We start from the raw sequence: 17,634 nt of genomic DNA on the forward strand, positions 1-17,634 counted from the left end.
GGGCAACCGGCCGTCAGCGCGGGCGACCCTTCGCTCAGGTGGAAGTCGCCGGCGAGGAGATCCGACCGGTGTCTCTGGCGGGATTTCTGACCCACGGAGCTACCGGACGCGGGCGCGCCGGTACTCTCCCGGCGTCGTGCCCGTCCAGCGACGGAAGCTGCGGTAGAAATGGCGCGGCTCGCCATAGCCGAGCAGGAACGCGATCTCCTGGAGCGCGAGGTCAGGCCGCCGGACGAGATCGAGCGCCTTCTCCCGCCGGGCCTCGTCGAGCTGCGCCGTGAACGACGTGCCGATGTCCTTGAGCGCGCGCTGGAGCGACCGCGTGCTCATGCCCAGAGAGCGCGCGATCCCCTCCTGGTCCACGTCGCCGCGGTCGAGCCGCTCGTCGATGCGGGCGCGCACGCGCGCGTCGAGCGCGGCGGCGCTGGCGGGCGCCGCGCGCGCAGCGAGCAGCTGCTCGGCCTGGCGAACGAGGTAATCGCGGACCGACGGGTCCGCGCCGACCACGGGCGCGTCGAGCACACGCGCCTCGTAGGCGAGGCCCATCGCGCCCGCCTCGAAGCGGGCGGGGGCCCCGATCGCCTCCTCGTAGAGCGACGGCGGGTGCCGGCGAGGATGGCGGAACAGCGCCTCGATCGGCCGCGCCGAGCCGCCGAGGTAGAGCGCGATGAAGCGCGCGAGCGTCGCGATCATCATCTCGATCGGCTCGGCCATGGCGACGACGCGCGGCTCGTGCTCGAGCGCGAGGCGGGCGACCCCGCCGTGCTCCTCGACGGTGATACGGAGGTACGGGTCCATCAGCCGGCAGAAGCGGCCATAGACGGCGACGCCCTGCCGCACGGTCTCGCTGTGGCGAAGGACGTGCCCCACGATGCCGACGACCGACACCGGGATGCAGCGCGCATAACGCAGCCCGAGCGGCTCGCCGGGGAGGCGCTGGAGAAGGAGCTCCCACAGCGAGAAGAGCGATGCATACGGCACGAGCTCGTCGGGCGCGGCGAGGACCTCGGGCGCGACGCCGGCAGCCCGGAGGAGATCCTCCTGCGGGACTCCGCACGACGAGGCGAAGGCGATGAGCCCGGCGGGCATGGATGCGAACACGAGATCGCCGTCGGACATGGCGTGCGCCGAGGATAGCGCAGCCGCCCGGGGGCTCAGCGCCGATCCCGCCGCGCTCGAAATCCAGCTTGAACGAGCGCTCCGGCTCGTGGCATCCTCGACGTGCACGCAAAGGGGGGGACGATGGCGGTGCATCACGTCGCGCTGGCGACCAGCGATCTGGTCGCCACACACCGGTTTTATACCCGGGCCATGGGGTTCCGTCTCGTGAAGGTCATCGCGGTGCCTTACGAGGGCAGCCGCGACGGGGGCTGGGCGAGGCACGCCCTGTATCGGACCAGCGAGCCCGATGGTCCGCTGCTGGCATTCTGGGATCTGCACGAAGAGACGGTGCGGGGGCGCTTCAGGACCGATCTCTCGACAGGGCTCGGGCTGCCGGTGTGGATGAACCACCTGGCTTTCAGCGCCCCGACGGGCGAGTTCTACGGTCGGATGCTCGCGCGGTGGCTCTCGCACGGCCTCGAGGTGACCGAGCGAGATCGCGAGTTCTGCCGCTCGATCTGCACGATCGATCCCAACGGCATCATGGTCGAGTTCTGCCAGACCCTCCGGCCCTTCTCGGCCGAGGAGGTGGCCGACGCGGAGCGCTCGCTCTTCGATCCCATGCCGCCGCTCGAGCTGCCGCGACCCTCGATCGTCCACCGGTCGCAGGTGGGGTGATGCGCCCGCGCGCGACCGAGGCTCCGATGGGGATTGCGCCCCATCGTCACGGCATGCGCCGCGCGTGGGACGATGAGAGCGCGTGCTGCGGTGTGGCTCAGGGCGTTGCCGGAGGACCTTCCCGGCAGGGCGAGACCCGATCTGCGCCGCCGAAGAACTCTCCGGCGAGCAGCGACCACGCCCGCGCGTTCTCCGGCGGGCCGCACTTGAACGGCGCCTTCGCGAGCCGCTTGCCGCGGAGCGCCGCGCGCTGCTCGCGGTAGTAGCGGATCGCCAGCTCGGCGGCGTACTCCACCACGCCGTTTCCAGGCTGGAACGAGTAATACGTGCCGCCCTTCACGATGGTCTCGTTCGGCGAGTACGGCGTGAGGCAGGTGATCCTCGTCCCGCAGCGCGCGACGATCCCGTCGTAGATCGGCGAGAGCGCGGCCTGGGACCACCCGCCGTGCGCGCCGTCGTTGAGGTGGAAGAGCTCGTGGAAGAGCGTCTCCCGCACGTCGTCCGCGGAGCGGTGGAGCGAGCCGGAGAGGTTGTACGCGACCGTCCAGCCCGAGGCGTACGCGGAAGGCGTGCGCGCCCGCACGGACCGGAAGTACTTGAGCGCGAGGGCGCGGTGCCGGTAGCGCACGGGCGAGCTGGCCGCGGCCGCGAGATCCGCGACGAAGGCGTCGAAGTCGGCGATCGCCGACACCGTCCACTCGAGGTGGCGGCGCTCGGCGCGCACCGGCAGCTCCGGGACGAGGTGGAGCATGCCGCGGTAACCGCCGTCCATCATGTGCTCCCGCTCCAGCCCGGCGACGCTGCCGTTCTGGTCGAACAGCGCGGTGGCGCTCGCTGCGGCCTGCGGGTCGCCCTGGTAGCGGAGCGCGAGCAGGCAGCGGATGCGCTCGTGCCCCGGGCTTGGCGCGGCCGCCGTCCCGGCGTTCCCGCGCCGGCAGGCGTCGATGGCGTCCCGGTGGGCGGCGGCGTCGCCCGGGAACAGGATCGCCTCGGCTTCGTCGGCCGAGATGGCGGGGGCCGGCTCGGGTGGGGCGGGGGAGGGCGCGGCGTCCTGCGCGCCGTGGGCCTGCGCTGCCCCCGCGGACGCCGCGCTGGCAGGCTCAGGGGTCCCCGGGCCAGAGGGCACGCTGGCCACCGCGAGGGCTGGCGTGCCTGGCGGCGCCGCAGCCTTGCCGGCGGGGCCCGGGGGGCCCGGGGTCGCGGGGGCACACGCCGCGACGATCACCGGCAACGCGAGGGTCAATACGGCGACGAGCGGCGTGGCCTCGGGGCGCATCCTGTCCAGGATGCCAGAACTTGGTGCGGCGATCATCCAACGATGTCCGTCGGGGCAGGGGAGGACGCCCATCGAAGCGCGACGGGCTCTTTGCGACGTGAACGCTACCCACCCGCGCGCCGCAGCCGCATGCGGATAAGCCTGCTCCCGGAACGACGTGTCCCCGATGCGGGCCTTCTACGGCACCACCACGGTATCGTTCGTTTGCAGCGGCAGATCCCCGCGGAGATCGCCTTTCCCGACGACCTCATCGAAGGCGAACGGAATCCTGCGCTCGCCGATCGCGTCGCGCCGGACGATCACCACCTCGTCGGGATCGGCGAAGCGGGTGAATCCGCCCGCGAGGGCGAGCGCCTGGAGCACGGTGATCTGCGCCCTCGGCGTGAACTCGCCAGGACGCGACACCTCGCCCATCACGTAGACCCGGTAGCTGTGGAGCTCTGCCACCTCGACGCTGACGACCGGCTTCTCATGATAGAATTTGGCGGCCTGCGTCGCGATGTCCTCGGCGACGCCCATGACGGTGCGCCCCGACGCCAGGACGTCGCCGACGAGCGGGATCGTGATGAACCCGTCGGGTCGCACCGTGACGCGCTGGCTCAGCGCCTCGTTCTTCCAGGCGCGCACCTCCAGCACGTCGCCGGGGCCGACCGCATAGGCGCTCGTCGCGCGGCGCTCCGCATCGAAATCGACCCGCGGGGCGCGCGCGCCGCAGCCCGGGAGCGCCATGAGGACCGTGAGCGCGGAGCAGAGCAGGGCAATCCGGACACAGCGGGAGCACATGCGGTTTCCAGCCTCCTTGATGCGATGGCGCTCCAGCAAGCGCCGATCCCGCCGCCGCGCTCCGCGCCTGCTCCTCGCGCGCGCACTGGCGCTCTTCCCGCGTGCCGCTCGGGCCCGCGGTGCTAGATCCGTCGCGCGGAAGGGGGGAATGCGCGCCGCGCCTCATCGCGCCCGCGCAGGGCGCCTCTGCGCGGCCGTCACGAGGGCGCGGCGCGGGCCGCCCGTGCGCGGCGCGCGCCACGCGAACGGCGCGCCACACCATGGCAGCGTGGGTCGTGTGCGCGCTGTGCGCGCTCGTCATCATCAAGCCGCAGGAGTTCATCCCCGCGCTCTCGGGGATTCCGCTCGTGCACGCGGCGTTCGGGATCACCCTGCTCTGCGTCGCCCTCGACGTCGTGTGGCGGCGGCTCAAACCGACGCTCGCGCCTCAGGTCGTCTATGCGCTCGCGTTCCTCGCCTGGGCAGCGCTGACCACCGCGCTGAAGCGCCCGGCCGCGCTCGAGGAGCGCGGAATGCAGCTCGCGACCGTCGCGGGCATCTTCGTCGCCGTCGCCGTCGCCGCCGCCTCGCCGCGAGGGCTGCGGGCGCTCGCGATCACGCTCGTCGGCTGCGCCGTCCTCACGACCGTGGTCGCGATCGTGCAGGCGTTCCAGCCCCACGGCTGCATGATCGCGGCTCCCGACGACTGGGAAGGCAAGGGCGAGCTCGAGCCGGATGGGCGCCCCTGCGAGACCAACCTCGACTGCCGCATCGAGGCGCCCGTACCCGATGGCAACTACCGGTGCGAGCGCCCCGGGCCGCTCGGCACGTCGACCATCGATGGCCGCGTCCGCTACCGCGGCTCGCTCGCCGATCCCAACGAGCTCTCGCTGATGGCCGGAATGTCGATCCCGCTCGCGATCGCGCTCGCCGAGCGGCGCACCGGCCCGCGCCGGCCGCGCAGGTCCGTCCGCGGAGGCCCGCCCCTATCGGCGGGCGCGCCGCCCGGCGGCGCTGCGCCAGGGTCCGCGCGGGCCTGCGGGGCGCGCCGCGCGCTGACGCTGCCCGTCCTGCTCACGGATCGGCTGATCTCACGGGTTGCGGGGGCGCTCCGCGCGCTCCCCGTGACGGCCGTCATCGCGGCGATCGGCGCGATGGTCGTCCTGTCGCGCTCGCGCTCGGGCGTCATCGTGTACCTGGCGGTCCTCGGCATCAGCTTCATCCGGCGGAGCGGGACCCTCGGCGTCATCGCCGCCTGCTTCGTCGGGCCGCCCATGCTCCTGCTCGGGGGCCGGAGCGGCGATGAGGCGAGCGAGAGCTCTGGCGAGCGCGTCGAGCTGCTCCGGGAGGCGTTCGAGATGATCCGCCGGACGAAGGGGATCGGCGTCGGCGCGGGGCAGTTCGGCGACGAGTCGTCGCTCGGCTTGACCGCCCACAACTCCTATCTCCTCGCCGCGGCCGAGACGGGCTTGCTCGGGATGTGCCTGTTCGCGCTCGTCCTGTACGCGTCGATCAAGGTGCCGCTGTCGATCTGGCTGGGCGACGTCGATGTCGGCCCCACGGCGAGGCGGTTCGCGCCGGCGATCTTCGTGAGCCTGTGCGGCGCGCTGATCGGCATCTTCTTCCTCTCGTGGGCCTACAAGGACATCCTCTACATGGTGTTCGGCGCCTCCGCCGCGCTCTATGGCGCCGCGCGGGCCGAGGACAGCCGCGTCGTGGTGCGTGTGTCCGGGCGGGAGGTCGCGCTCGTGTGCGGCGGGATGTCCCTGGTGCTCGTGCTGCTCAACGTCCTGCTCCGGTTCCTCGGGTGAGCGCGCCCGCGAGCGCCGGGCGCTCCCGGGCCGGCGGCGGCGCGGCCTGGCAGGTCGTCCGACGGGAGCGCCCTGGAATGGTGGTATGCTGGGCGGGATGTCGGCTCCCATCCGCAAGCCCGTCGACCCCGCCGCGGCGCCGATCCCGGCCGAGGCGCCGCGCGCCCCGACGGAGGCCGAGTGGGCCGCGATGTCGCCCGCTCAGCGCCAGCAGGCGATCGCGGCGCTCGTCGACTCCATGTCCCAGGAGGAGATCGACGAGCGCCTGGCCATGGCCGAAGGGGACCCGCACTTCGACGCCAAGGTGGAAGCCCGCGACACGCTCCGCGCCTGGTTCGGCCGGCGCGGGCGGCGCATCTACATCGGCGCCGAGATGAAGGTCCACTATCCGGGCGAGAAGGGCTTCACGCCCGACGTGATCGCGGTGACCGACGTCGATCCCACCCCGCGCCTCTGCTGGATGGTGAGCGCCGAGGGCAAGGGGATCGACCTCGCGATCGAGGTGCACTACGCCGGCAACTGGCGCAAGGATTTCGTCGACAACGTCGCGCGCTACGCGACCCTCGGGATCCGCGAGTACTTCATCTACGACATCCCGCGCGGGCACCTAAAAGCTCACCGGCTACCGCCCACCGGCGTGCGGCGCTACGAGAGCATCCCCTCGCGCGCCGGGCGGTACCGATCGGAGGTCCTCGATCTGGATCTGGCAGTGGAGGCGGGGCGTCTCCGTTTTTACGCGGATACCGCCGAGCTGGTCACCGCCAGCGAGCTGGTGGGCAAGCTGGAGGGGATGATCGAGGCCGCCGAGGCTCGGATCGAGCAGGAGCAGGCGCGGGCCGAGCAGGCGGTGGGGCAGCTGTCGGCGGCGATCCTGATGCTGCTGAACGCGCGCGGCGTCCCGGCGAGCGAGGAGGCGCGCGGCCGGATCCTCGGCGAGACGGACGTGGACGTCCTGGGACGCTGGCTCCAGCGCGCGGCGACCGCGGCGGCGGTGGAGGAGCTGTTCCTGGAGTCGACCGGCCGCTGACGGAAGCCGGACCGGGGGCTCCCGGGTCAGCGTGATTTCCTGAAGAGGGGCCATTCTCTGAATGGAACTGGCGATCTTCAGGCGAGCGACGCGGCATCAGGGAGCCACGTACGACGCATTCAGCGCCATCCGGATCTCGGGTGTGTGCGCAGGCGCGAGATGCCTCTCAAGCAGGCGGCGCGCCCATTCTGCATGGCGTCACCGGTTGCACGATGCCGTTGCCACGCGCGTCGCCTCGTGGTCTTTTGAGGATACCGTGTCTTCCCTCACCCAGCAGATCGCCGCGCTCCCTGGCCCTCTCCTCGCTCGCCTCCGGGCTCGCGGGTTCGACCCCGATCGCGTCGCCCGGTGGGCCGCGTCCATCGGCAAGGACCGGGACGCCCGCAACCGCCTCCAGGGCACGGTCGAGCCGCCCGCGCCCGGCGATATCGCCGACGTGCCCGCCGAGGGCACGCCCGAGCACGCCCGCTGTCGCGAGGCCGGCCTGGCCGCGCTGCGCCGGGGCGAGGTCGCCCTCTGCGTCCTCGCCGGCGGGATGGCCACCCGGATGGGCGGCGTGGTCAAGGCGCTCGTCGAGGTGCTGCCGGGTCGGACCTTCCTCGATCTGCGCCTCGCCGAGAGCGATCACCTCCGGCGCACGACAGGGGTCCCGGTCCCGCTGTGGCTGATGACCAGCGAGGCGACGAACGGACCGATCCGCGAGGCGCTCGGCCCGCGCCTCGACGAGCCGGGCGATCTGTGCGCCACGTTCGAGCAGCACGTCTCGCTGCGCCTGACCCCGGAAGGCGGGCTGTTCCTGGACGATGCGGGCGAGCCGAGCGTCTACGCCACCGGCCACGGCGATCTCCCGGACGCCCTCCGCGAGAGCGGCCTCCTCGGCCGCTTCATCGCCCGCGGCGGGAAGATCGTCTGGATCGCCAACCTCGACAACCTCGGCGCGACCGTCGATCCGGTCCTCCTTGGCTGGCACCTCGGCCACGGCGGGCCCCTCTCCGTCGAGGTGGTCGACAAGGGCGGCGACAAGGGCGGCGGGCCGCTGCGGTGGAACGGCCGACCGGTGATGGCAGAGGACTTCCGGCTGCCGGTCGGGTTCGATCCGAAGGTCGTGCCCGTCTTCAACACCAACACTTTCCTGGCGAGCGCCGAGGCGCTCGACGCGCTCGCGCTGGACTGGATCTATGTGGAGGTCGAGAAGAAGGTGGGCGACCGCAAGGCGATCCAGTTCGAGCGCATCCTGAACGAGGTCACCTTCGGCCTGCCGGCCCGGTTCGTTCGCGTCCCGCGCGACGGCCTCGCGGCCCGGTTCCTTCCCGTCAAGGACGTCGAGGAGCTGGAGCGGCGGAGGCCGGCGATCGAGGCGATCGCCCGCGCGCGCGGCTTCCTCGGCTGAGCCGAGGGCCCAGGCCGCGTCGCGCGGCGCGCGGCTGGCGAGCGAAGGTGCCTGTCGTCGTGAATCGACGCGTGTGACGAGGCGCTGCGCGCCGCCGAGGAGCGCCCGAGCGCGCGCTGGCGGACGGGAGAACTGGATATGGCAGATGCGCAGACTGTCTCTCTGGACGCGGCGACGCCGGCGGATGCCGTGATCCTGTCCAACCTTCTCGAGCTGTACATTCACGATCTCAGCGATGTGTTCCCCGCCGTCGAGCTGGGGCAGGACGGGCGCTTCGGCTACCCCAAGCTCCCTCTCTACTGGTCGGAGCGGGAGCGGCGGTTCGCGTTCCTCATTCGATGCGGCGGGCGCGTCGCGGGGTTTGTCCTGGCGACGCGCGGTTCGCTGGCGGTGGAGGACCCGGACACCCTCGATGTGGCCGAGTTCTTCGTCCTTCGCCGCTATCGCCGCTCTGGCGTGGGCCGCCAGGCGGCGTGCCTCCTATGGAACGGCGTTCCCGGGAAGTGGACCGTGCGCGTCGCCGAGGGGAACCGGGGCGCTCTGGCGTTCTGGCGCGGCGTCGTCGCGGAGTTCACGAGCGGCGCTGTGACGGAGATCGTGCGTCCTGGCCAGCCACACGCCTGGCGGGTGTTCTGCTTCGAGAGCGTGCCTGAGCGCGTCGCGCCCTGATTCCACGGCGGCGAGGATCACGGGCGCCGACCGGCGCGCCCCTCCGGATCTTCGGCGAGCAGCTCCTCGATCTCCGCCGCCGCCTTGTCGAGCACCTTCACGGTGCGCGCGAGCACGGCCGGCGTGATGCGCCCCCGGCGCATCGCGTGGCGCAGCATCTTCATGAGCGAGCCGATACGCTTCATGACGTCGCCGAAATCCTCGGCGAAGCGCTCCCACGAGGTCTCGACGAAGCGCTCGTAGAACTCGTCGACGTACTCGCGGTTCGCCTTGAGGTCCTCGCGCCCCGCGTCGGTGATCTCGTAGATCTTGCGCCCCTCGGCCTCGATGACGCGCGCGTGGCCGAGCTCCTCGAGCATCTGCAGCGTCGGATAGATGACGCCCGGGCTCGGCCGGTAGGTGTCGCCGCTGCGCTGCTCGATCGCCTGGATGACCTCGTAGCCATGGCGAGCTCGCTCGGCGAGCACGTCGAGCACGAGGTAACGCACCCCGCCGCGATCGGCGCGGAGCGGCGGCCCTCCGAACCAGTCGCCCCACCAGCCCGGCGGGCCGCCACCCATGCCGGGCCGACCCCTCCCGAACGGACCCCCCCTCGGCCCTCGCGGGCCTGCGCAGTGATGGTGTTCGTATCCCCAGAACATAGACAAAATCCCTCTCTGGCTCGGCGGTGGACCACCACGGCGGTGAACACTCAGCTGCCACGCGCTCATGCGCAGGCCACCCCGGCTCCACGGCCCGGCTGCCCTAGGGCGGCCGGGTCGATATTCTAAAAGATATATCTAAAAGATAGCTCTCGACTGTCGGCCGTCAAGGGGCGGGGCGGACGACCGCAGGCTTCGCGCGCCGGGCACGGTCGCAGCACGCAGCGACGGGGAGAGGCACCGAGGGCAACCTGGGTGGGGTCGCCGCAGCTCAACCTGGGTGGGGTCGCCGCAGCTCAACCTGGGTGAGGTCGCAACCTGGGTGGGGCCGCAGGCTCAACCTGGTGGGGCCGCCGCAGCTCAACCTGGGTGAGGTCGCGGCTGTTCGCTGCTTGACACAGGACGCTCGTCCCTGTAACGAAAATGAAAATGATTTTCAGTATCGACGCTGCCCCTTCGTTTGCTCGACGCGAGCTCGCGGGAGTTGCCGCGTGCGCGTACGCCTCCGACGCGTTTCCTGACCTCGGGCTCCACGACGAGGAAGCGCGCCAGCTCGCCCGCGTGCTCGAGGTCGAGCGCGCCGGCTTCACGGAACAGGAGCTCCGCCCCCTCGCGACCCGCACGCGGCTGGTCGACGACGTCGTGGACGACTTCTTCCGCCGTCACCCGGACGGGCTGGCCATCGGGCTCTTCTCCGGGCCGTGCACCCGGTTCTCGCGCGTCGACAACGGGCAGCTCCACTGGATCGACATCGACGTTCCCCGCGTGGTCGCGTGGAAGTCCCGGCGCGCCCCGCGGACGCCGCGGTATGCGCTGGCCACGGCGTCCCCCGGCTGCGATCACTGGATCGATCAGCTCGCCGACACGCAGGACTGGCCCACGTTGATCCTCGGCCTCGGCCTCTTCTCCCATCTCGGCCCCGAGCGGATCGGCGCCTTCTTGACCCAGGTCTCCCTGCGCCTCGCCAAGGACGTCGAGCTCCTGCTCGACGCGAGCCCGTGCCTCCAGCTCCGTCCCACCGCGGCGAGGGGCGCGCGTCACGTCGAGCTCCACCGAGAGGGAGGCGTCGTCGAGACGTTTCCATGGCTGCGCGTCCTGGGCGATAACGACTATCCCGAGCCGCTCGGCGCCCGCATCCGGACCACGAATGGTCTCGCGCGCTTCTTCCGTAAAGCGCAGTTCCCGATCCTCCGCCACCTCCGGCGCGTGTGAGCCCTCGATCGCACCGTCGGTAACACCTCCATAACAAGTAACAGCAAGACCCATGCACAAGGACAGAGACGCTCGATGAACATCCAGGACTACGTTGACGCACCGGCGCCCTGCGGCGCCGCGCTCCACCATCGCGACGCGCGCGCGTCCCTGGGGAGGGCCCGGGCATGAGCCGTTACACCGGACCTCGCGTCAAGGTCATGCGCGCGCTCGGGGTCGAGCTCCCCGGGCTGTCGGCCAAGAAGACGGAGCGGAGGCCTTACCCCCCCGGGCAGCACGGACAGGCCCGCAAGAAGCTCAGCGAGTTCGCCCTGCGGCTCCGCGAGAAGCAGAAGGTCAGGCTCAACTACGGCCTCACCGATACGCAGCTGAAGACGCTCATGCTCGAGGCGCGCAGGAGCGATCTCGCCGCCGGGACGAAGCTCATCGAGCTGCTCGAGCGGCGGCTCGACAACGTCATCTTCCGCGCGGGCTTCGCGCGCACCATCCCGGCCGCGCGACAGCTGGTGGCGCACGGGCACGTGCTCATCAACGGAAAGCGCGTCGATATCCCGTCCTACCGCGTCACCATCGGAGAGACGGTGAGCGTGAGCGAGAAGCGCCGTGACCACCGGACCGTCGTGGAGGGCCTCGCGAAGACGGACATGGAAGCCCCCACGTGGCTCGCGGTCGACAAGGACGCCCGGCAGGCGCGCGTGGCCGCGCTGCCGGACGAGACGAGCATCCCGTTCCCCATCGCGGTTCAGCTCATCATCGAGTACTACTCGCAGCGGCTGTGACGAGGACCAGGGCTCGCCGCGCTGGCGAGCCCGCCTCCCTCGACGCGGGGCGGTCGCGACGAGCGCCCGCCTTCCCGGGAGCGTCCGCGAAGCGAGCCGCGCTCGCTGGACGCGGAATGTCCATGGCGTTCGTCGGCATCGGCCCTCGCTCACGCGGTCAGCGCGTGTGGTGGCGCCGAGCCGGGTGCGTCCCGGGGTGACGCGCCCGCGAGCACGCGCCTTGCCGCGCGGGGGCGGAGCGCCCCCGCGCGCGCCCTCCGCGCCGCGCGGCGCCGGACGCGCTGCCCACACGGGCGAGGAACACCATGGCCAGCCTGAGCACGGAGAGCACACCCCGGGAGCGCCTGGATCGCGCGATAAGCGTCCTCGGCCGGGTCCGGATGTACTGGCGCGGAGCGGCCGCGATGATGGCCGTCGGACTCGCGATCTCCTTCGCCCTGGCGCTCGCCACGAAGCGGGTGTGGCGGAGCGAGGCCACGATCCTCTACCGCGACACCATCCAGACCGGCCGCGATCTCCAGAGCAGCACCGCGCGCGCGGCGCGCCTCGGGTCGAAGCTCAAGGACGCGCTCACCGCGCGCGGGACGCTCGCGGGCGTCGTCGAGGCGTTCGGGCTCTACCCGGAGAAGACCGCCCGCTCGATGGTCGAGGCCGTCGAGGAGATGAAGAACCACGTCGGCTTCCGCGCGCAGAGCAGCGATACGTACGTCGTCTCGTTCACCCACGACGATCCGCACGTGGCGCAGCAGGTCGCCGCCCGCCTCACGCAGATCCTTCTCGACGACTACCGCCGCGACAGCCTCGGCACGGCGACGATGACCCGCGATTTCCTGCGGGAGGAGCTCGCCGAGGCCAGCTCCAAGGTCGACGCGGCGAGCCGCGCGCTGGCGACGTTCCTCGCCAGGAACCCGCAGTTCCAGTGGGGGCTCAACGACTCTCCGTATGCACCGGCGCCCCAGCCGCTCGGCTCGCCCGGCGCCCCCGCGCCCGCGGCTTTGGCGCGCGCCCTGTCGTCAGCGCAGCCTGTCCGCCCGGTCGACCCTCAGCTCGCGGCGCTCGAGCGCCAGCTCGCCCGCGTCGAGGCGCTGCTCGGGGCCGGGCGATCGCCAGCGGCGGCGCCGGGGCGGCCGCTGCCCCAGAGCGTCGTCGAGGCGCAGCGGGCCCGCTCGGCCGCCGTCGCCGCGGTCGCGGCAGCCGAGGCGGCGCTCGCCGAGAAGCTCACGACCGTGACCCCGATCCACCCGGACGCCGTCGCCGCGAAGCGCCGCGTCGAGGCGGCGAAGAGCCAGCTCACCGCTGCCGAGAGCGCGCTCGGGCTCGTGCGCGCGGGCGTCACCGAGGCGCCGGCCGGCGAGGCGCGCGCGCTCACGCCGTCGCGGCGCGCGGCGCTCGCGGCGGAGCGGACCGCGCTCCTCCGGCAGATCGCGGGCCTACGCGCGCGCGCCGGAGGTGGCAGGGCGCCGGCGGGGGGCGAGGGGCCGCGCGCGCCGGCGGAGAGCGCGGCCAGGGGCGAGGGGCCGCGCGCGCCGCCGTCGGCGGCCGACGGGGGCGCCGAGGAGCGCGTGATCGAGCTCGAGACCGAGTGGCACCGGCTCCGCCTCGATCTCGAGCGGGCGCGCGAGTACCTGAAGACCGTTCAGGCCAACGAGCGGGCCGCGGACCTGTCCGCGGACGCCGCCGAGAACAAGAGCGAGACCGAGCTCGACGTCCTCGACCAGGCCTACCTGCCGAGCCGCCCTGACCGGGGGCGGGGCCGCGTCTTCTTCGCGGGCGCCGCGGTGACGTTCTTCTTCGCGCTCGGCGTCGCCGGGGCCCGGGTGCTGCTCAACGACACGCTCTACGACGGCGGCGACATCCACGCGCTCGGCGGCCCCGCCCTGCTGGCCGCGATGCCGGAGCTCCCGGCGCGCCCGCCGCTCCGCGAGCGCACGATCGTGCCCGCGTACTACGCAGAGCCGCCCGGCGCGTCGGGGTACGGCACGGAGCCGCCCGGCGGGCCCGGGTACGGCGCGGAGCCACCCGGCGCGGCTGGGCCCGGCCCCGAGCCGCCCGGCGGGCTCGGGCACGACGCAGAGCCGCCCGGCGCGCCGGCAGAGGCCGCTCCGGCCGGCGCCGCCCCGGAGGACACGCTCCGGGACAGCCTCGATCTCGGCGACTGCGAAGGGGTCGACCGATCGTCCTGGAGCGCGCCCGAGGCGCCGCTCGCCTGCGTGGGCGTGCGCTCGTTCGCGCGCGCCGGCGGCCCCGCGTTCGATGGGCCCGAGGTGGAGATCATCGGCGCGGACCTCGATCCCGAGGGGCACGGCGTGTTCGAGCTGCTCCGGGGGGCGCCCGCGCCCGCGCTCGCGGCGCTCCGGGTCCTCCGGCACCGGCTCGATCAGCGGCGGGCGGGCGAGCCGCTCGCGGTCGCGGTGGTGAGCCCCGGCCGGGCCGAGGGCAAGACGGCGCTCGCGGTCCGCCTCGCGATGACGCTCGCCGAGGCCGAGCGCGCCCGGGTGCTGCTCGTCGACGGCCACCTCGCGTGCCCCCGCGTCGCGGCGACGCTCGGCCTGCGGCTGCCCGCGCACGCGAGCTTCTCGGAGCAGCTCCGGCGGCGGATGGCGGGCGAGATCCGCCCGCTGGGCGTCATCGCCGTCAGCCAGTCGCTCTCGGTGCTGGCGGAGCCCTCGCACGAGGCGAGCTATCCCGCGGCGCTCCACTCGGTCCACTTCGAGGCCGCGATGCGCACGCTGCGGCGCTATCACGATTACGTCGTCATCGACGGCCCTCCGGTCCTTGGCTCGGGCGACGCCAACGTCATCGAGGACGCCTCCGACGGCATCGTCCTCGTCGCGCGCGCCTCGCTAACCCGGGCGTCGTCGCTGACGAGGGCCGCCGAGCAGCTCGGCGATCGCCGCATCCTCGGGGTGGTCCTCAACGACGTCGCGCCGAGGCCCGTCGCCAGGAAGCGGGTCTGTATCGACGGCGAGCCAGCGGGGCAGTCGGTCTGAGGAGAAGCGAGGAGGCGCCGAGAGGGACGCAGGGAAAGAAGCGCGGGAGGAGCAGCGGTGGTGCGCGGGCGCCCGTGCCGACTTCAATCGATTCTCTGTCGGTTCTTCAACGCTCTCGCGACATCTTCGCGATCAGAACGTGATCTTTACCGCATCCGACGACCTGTTCGCCGTGCCGTGGTGGACGACCTCGATGTTGTTCCCATCCGGGTCGAGCACGAACGCCGCGTAGTAGCCGGGGTGGTACGGGCGCTTGCCCGGAGCGCCGTTGTCCTTGCCGCCCGCGGCGACCGCGGCGGCGTGGAACCGATCGACCGTCGCACGGTCGCTCGCCTGGAACGCGAGGTGCGTCCGGCCGGTGGTCACGCCGGCCGCGGCCGGCGAGTCCACGCTCGAGATGAAGAGCTCGTCGGCCCAGAAGTAATCGTCGGCCTCGCCTCCGATCGGGATCCCGATCACTTCGAAGACGGCACGATAGAACTTCTTGCTCGCCGCGAGGTCGGCCACGACGAGCTGAACGTGATCGATGAGGCGCCCGCGATAGATCTCTCGAATTTCCATCGCCTCGGGATACCGCACTTCGCCCCCGGTGCAAGCAGACTCATTCGAGCTCATCGGCTCGCGGGCTGCGCGCCGCGCGGTGTTGGCGCCGCGCGCCCGGGCCTTCAGCCAATCTTGAAGTTGATCGATTTCGGCCGCGTCAGGTGCAGGAACCCGAGCGTCGAGAGCGTCGCGCCCTTGCCGCTGTTCTTCGCGCCCGTCCACGGGAGCGCCGGATCCAGGGTGTCACACTGGTTCATGTAGACCGTGCCGACGTCGAGCTCGCGCGCGAGCCGCGCGGCGCGCTCGCGGTCGCGCGTCCAGACCGACGCGGTGAGCCCGAGATCGCTGTCGTTCATCAGCGCGAGCGCCTCCTCGTCGGACGAGACCGGCACGATGGGCAGCACCGGCCCGAACGACTCGATGCGCATCACGTCGAGATCGGGCGCCGTGTCCACGAGGAGCGTCGGCTCGAAGAAGCGGCCGCGGCCGTCGACCTGGGTCGCCCGACCGCCGCAGAGCGCCTTCGCCCCCCGGGAGAGCGCCTGCTTCACCTGCGCCTCCAGGAACGCCGGCGCGTGAGGCTGCGCCATCGGACCCAGGTTCGTCCGCTCGTCGGTCGGATCGCCGAGGACGTAACGCTTCATCAGCTCCAGCGCGGCCTCCACGAACTTCGGATAGAGGTCGCGGTGCACATACGCGCGCTCGACAGCGCAGCAGCTCTGTCCGGCGTTGTAACAGGCGCCGTCGACGATCCCGTCCACCGCCTTCTCCAGGTCCGCGTCGGCCGCGACGTAGGCGCCGTCCTTCCCGCCGAGCTCCAGGCCGGCGTCGACGGCCACCTTCTTCGATGTGGCCGCATAGATCCGGCGTCCGCCTTCGACGGAACCGGTGAAACCGACGAAGTTGACCCGCGGGTCCGATGCGATGCGCTCGGACGTGGCGTGGTCGCAGTGGAAGGCCTGGACGAGGCCGGGCGGCGCGCCGGCCTCCGCGAACGCCGTCGCGAAGTGCTCTCCGCAGAGCGGCGAGCGCGGCGAGTGCTTGAGCAGCACCACATTGCCCGAGAGCACCGCGGGGATGACCACGTTCACGGCGGTGAGGAGCGGATAATTCCAGGCGGGGAGATTGAAGACCACACCGAGCGGAGCGCGCACGATCCGCCGCTCGAGCCCGGGGAGCTCCGGCAGGATCACATCGGCGAGCGCGCCCTCGGCGATCGAGATCATGTGCCGGGCTCGCTTGGCCATCCCCGCGACTTCATTGCGGGATTGACGCAGGGGCTTGCCCATCATGCGGGTGATGTCGGCGGCGATCGACGGGGTGTTGGCCTCGATGTGCTCGACCGCGCGCTGGCACAGGGCGGCGCGCTCGGCGATGGATGTGCGCGAGAAGCGCCGCGCGGCGGCGGTCGCGGTGTCGAGGAGCCGGTCGACGGCGGCCTCGTCTGCAAGAGGCCGGCGGACGGCTTCCTCGAGGGTATACGGGTTGTCGATCACGAGGTCGGACATGGCGGGGAGATTAACCCAGTTCCCTGGGGGGCCAAGCGTCGTCTAGACTCGGGGCGAATGCGCGCCACCGCGGCAGGTCTATCCGACGTCGGCAGGGAGCGGGCCCACAACGAGGACCGATACATCCTCCTCCCCGAGTTCAACGTCTACGTCGTCGCGGATGGCATGGGCGGGCACGAGGCCGGCGAGGTCGCGAGCCGGATCGCCGCGAGCGCCATCGCCGGCTACTTCCGCGAGGCGAACGGCAAGCGGCGCAAGGCGTCGACCGGCGACAGGCTGCGCGCCGCCGTGACGTACGCGAACGCGCGCATCTTCGCGCACGCCGACGACTCGCGGTTCTACCGCGGGATGGGGACCACGGTCGTCGCCGCGGCGTTCTCGCCGCGGGAGCGGAAGTTCTACGTCGCCCACGCCGGCGACAGCCGCTGCTACCTCCTCCGCAACGGCGATATCTCGCAGCTGACCCGCGACCACTCGCTCATCGCGGACGCGCTCCTCGAGCGGCCCGACCTCACCGAGCGCGACCTCGCCTACCTGCCCCGCAACGTCATCACGCGGGCGCTCGGCATCGGCCCCAGCGTCGACATCGACCTGCGCGCGGAGCGCGTCGAGGCCGGCGACGTGTTCCTCCTCTGCTCCGACGGCCTCCACGGGCTCGTGGACGATCGCGAGATCGCGCGCATCGTCGAGGACAACGCCGTGCTCGCCGACGCGTGCGGCAAGCTCATCGACTGCGCCAACGAGAACGGTGGCCGCGACAACATCACCGCCGTGCTCATCCGGATCGAGGAGACGGCATCGGCGTCGTGGAGCCAGCGCCAGGGCGTCAAGAGCCGCAGCGTGCGGTAGCATCGGGCTGCGTGCGGAGGGAGCCGGGAGCACGCCGCGTCATCACGTGAGCGGCGCCGCGCCCCTGCCGCCTGCAAGTGGGCTGAAGACAAGGGAGGTCATGCATGCGAACCAGGTGGATCGGGATGGGGCTCTTCGTCGGCGCGCTGCTCGCGTGGGGCTGTGGCGGCGCGGCGCTCGGCGAGGCGTGCGACGAAGAGGGCGCGGAGGGCGAGTGTGAGGACGGCTCGGTCTGCGGCAAGCCCGACGACAGCGCGGCGCTCGAGTGCCTGAAGACGTGCGTCGAGCAGACGGACTGCCCCGCGGACCAGGAGTGCAACGGCATCTCCGGCTCGGACCTCAAGGGCTGCAGGCCGAAGTAGGGGAGGGCGCGGCGTGCCGGCCGCGAGCGCGGCGCG

At 72.2% G+C, this 17,634-nt stretch carries 16 protein-coding genes; 10 read left to right on the plus strand and 6 right to left on the minus strand.

Annotated elements, in window-relative coordinates; genetic code table 11:
- Nucleotides 1–99 precede the first annotated feature (99 nt).
- Nucleotides 100–1,119, minus strand: coding sequence for an AraC family transcriptional regulator (locus WME73_RS17415; protein ID WP_437916394.1), 1,020 nt, complete (start codon nt 1,117–1,119; stop codon nt 100–102).
- Nucleotides 1,120–1,242: 123 nt separating this feature from the next.
- On the opposite strand from WME73_RS17415, the gene WME73_RS17420 reads away from it, so the two are divergent.
- A complete protein-coding gene (locus tag WME73_RS17420) occupies nt 1,243–1,779 on the plus strand; it encodes a VOC family protein (protein ID WP_437872452.1) in 537 nt (178 codons plus the stop codon).
- A 97-nt stretch (nt 1,780–1,876) separates the two neighbouring features.
- On the opposite strand, the gene WME73_RS17425 is transcribed toward WME73_RS17420, so the two are convergent.
- On the minus strand, nt 1,877–3,091 hold the full coding sequence (locus tag WME73_RS17425; protein WP_437916395.1) for a hypothetical protein: 1,215 nt from the start codon (nt 3,089–3,091) through the stop codon (nt 1,877–1,879).
- A gap of 141 nt (nt 3,092–3,232) precedes the next feature.
- Nucleotides 3,233–3,838, minus strand: a complete 606-nt coding sequence (locus WME73_RS17430; protein ID WP_437746565.1) for a polysaccharide biosynthesis/export family protein — start codon at nt 3,836–3,838, stop codon at nt 3,233–3,235.
- A gap of 260 nt (nt 3,839–4,098) precedes the next feature.
- Here WME73_RS17430 and WME73_RS17435 point away from each other — a divergent pair, with 260 nt between their 5' ends.
- The 4 genes from WME73_RS17435 to WME73_RS17450 all read left to right on the plus strand — a co-directional run bounded on the left by WME73_RS17435 (nt 4,099) and on the right by WME73_RS17450 (nt 8,714).
- Nucleotides 4,099–5,628 carry an O-antigen ligase family protein gene (locus WME73_RS17435; RefSeq protein ID WP_437872456.1) on the plus strand — a complete coding sequence of 510 codons (1,530 nt, stop codon included), beginning with the start codon at nt 4,099–4,101 and terminating at the stop codon, nt 5,626–5,628.
- A gap of 97 nt (nt 5,629–5,725) precedes the next feature.
- On the plus strand, nt 5,726–6,655 hold the full coding sequence (locus WME73_RS17440; protein ID WP_437916396.1) for a Uma2 family endonuclease: 930 nt from the start codon (nt 5,726–5,728) through the stop codon (nt 6,653–6,655).
- 256 nt (nt 6,656–6,911) lie between these two features.
- On the plus strand, nt 6,912–8,045 hold the full coding sequence (locus WME73_RS17445) for a UTP--glucose-1-phosphate uridylyltransferase (protein WP_437916397.1): 1,134 nt from the start codon (nt 6,912–6,914) through the stop codon (nt 8,043–8,045).
- A 138-nt stretch (nt 8,046–8,183) separates the two neighbouring features.
- Nucleotides 8,184–8,714, plus strand: a complete 531-nt coding sequence (locus tag WME73_RS17450; protein ID WP_437916398.1) for a GNAT family N-acetyltransferase — start codon at nt 8,184–8,186, stop codon at nt 8,712–8,714.
- A gap of 17 nt (nt 8,715–8,731) precedes the next feature.
- Here the strand turns inward: WME73_RS17450 and WME73_RS17455 are convergent, their stop codons facing one another.
- Nucleotides 8,732–9,274: a PadR family transcriptional regulator gene (locus WME73_RS17455; RefSeq protein ID WP_231864867.1), complete on the minus strand. Its 543-nt coding sequence runs from the start codon at nt 9,272–9,274 to the stop codon at nt 8,732–8,734.
- 510 nt (nt 9,275–9,784) lie between these two features.
- Between WME73_RS17455 and WME73_RS17460 the strand changes: the two genes are divergently transcribed.
- The 3 genes from WME73_RS17460 to WME73_RS17470 all read left to right on the plus strand — a co-directional run bounded on the left by WME73_RS17460 (nt 9,785) and on the right by WME73_RS17470 (nt 14,336).
- Nucleotides 9,785–10,567 carry a class I SAM-dependent methyltransferase gene (locus tag WME73_RS17460; protein WP_437746570.1) on the plus strand — a complete coding sequence of 261 codons (783 nt, stop codon included), beginning with the start codon at nt 9,785–9,787 and terminating at the stop codon, nt 10,565–10,567.
- A 167-nt stretch (nt 10,568–10,734) separates the two neighbouring features.
- Nucleotides 10,735–11,346, plus strand: coding sequence for a 30S ribosomal protein S4 (rpsD, locus tag WME73_RS17465; protein WP_437916399.1), 612 nt, complete (start codon nt 10,735–10,737; stop codon nt 11,344–11,346).
- 305 nt (nt 11,347–11,651) lie between these two features.
- Nucleotides 11,652–14,336: a hypothetical protein gene (locus tag WME73_RS17470; protein WP_437916400.1), complete on the plus strand. Its 2,685-nt coding sequence runs from the start codon at nt 11,652–11,654 to the stop codon at nt 14,334–14,336.
- 132 nt (nt 14,337–14,468) lie between these two features.
- Here the strand turns inward: WME73_RS17470 and WME73_RS17475 are convergent, their stop codons facing one another.
- Both WME73_RS17475 and WME73_RS17480 read right to left on the minus strand, forming a co-directional pair.
- Nucleotides 14,469–14,897 (minus strand): VOC family protein, encoded by a 429-nt coding sequence (locus tag WME73_RS17475; RefSeq protein ID WP_437916401.1) that lies wholly within the window; start codon nt 14,895–14,897, stop codon nt 14,469–14,471.
- 104 nt (nt 14,898–15,001) lie between these two features.
- Nucleotides 15,002–16,387, minus strand: a complete 1,386-nt coding sequence (locus WME73_RS17480) for an aldehyde dehydrogenase family protein (protein WP_437916402.1) — start codon at nt 16,385–16,387, stop codon at nt 15,002–15,004.
- 57 nt (nt 16,388–16,444) lie between these two features.
- Between WME73_RS17480 and WME73_RS17485 the strand changes: the two genes are divergently transcribed.
- Entirely contained in the window at nt 16,445–17,236 is a 792-nt protein-coding gene (locus WME73_RS17485; protein ID WP_437916403.1) for a Stp1/IreP family PP2C-type Ser/Thr phosphatase, read from the plus strand.
- A 104-nt stretch (nt 17,237–17,340) separates the two neighbouring features.
- Nucleotides 17,341–17,598, plus strand: a complete 258-nt coding sequence (locus WME73_RS17490) for a hypothetical protein (protein ID WP_437916404.1) — start codon at nt 17,341–17,343, stop codon at nt 17,596–17,598.
- Nucleotides 17,599–17,634 lie beyond the last annotated feature (36 nt).

Origin of the sequence: Sorangium sp. So ce302 (genome assembly GCF_051530145.1) — a bacterium.
Lineage (GTDB): Bacteria > Myxococcota_A > Polyangia > Polyangiales > Polyangiaceae > Sorangium > Sorangium cellulosum_B.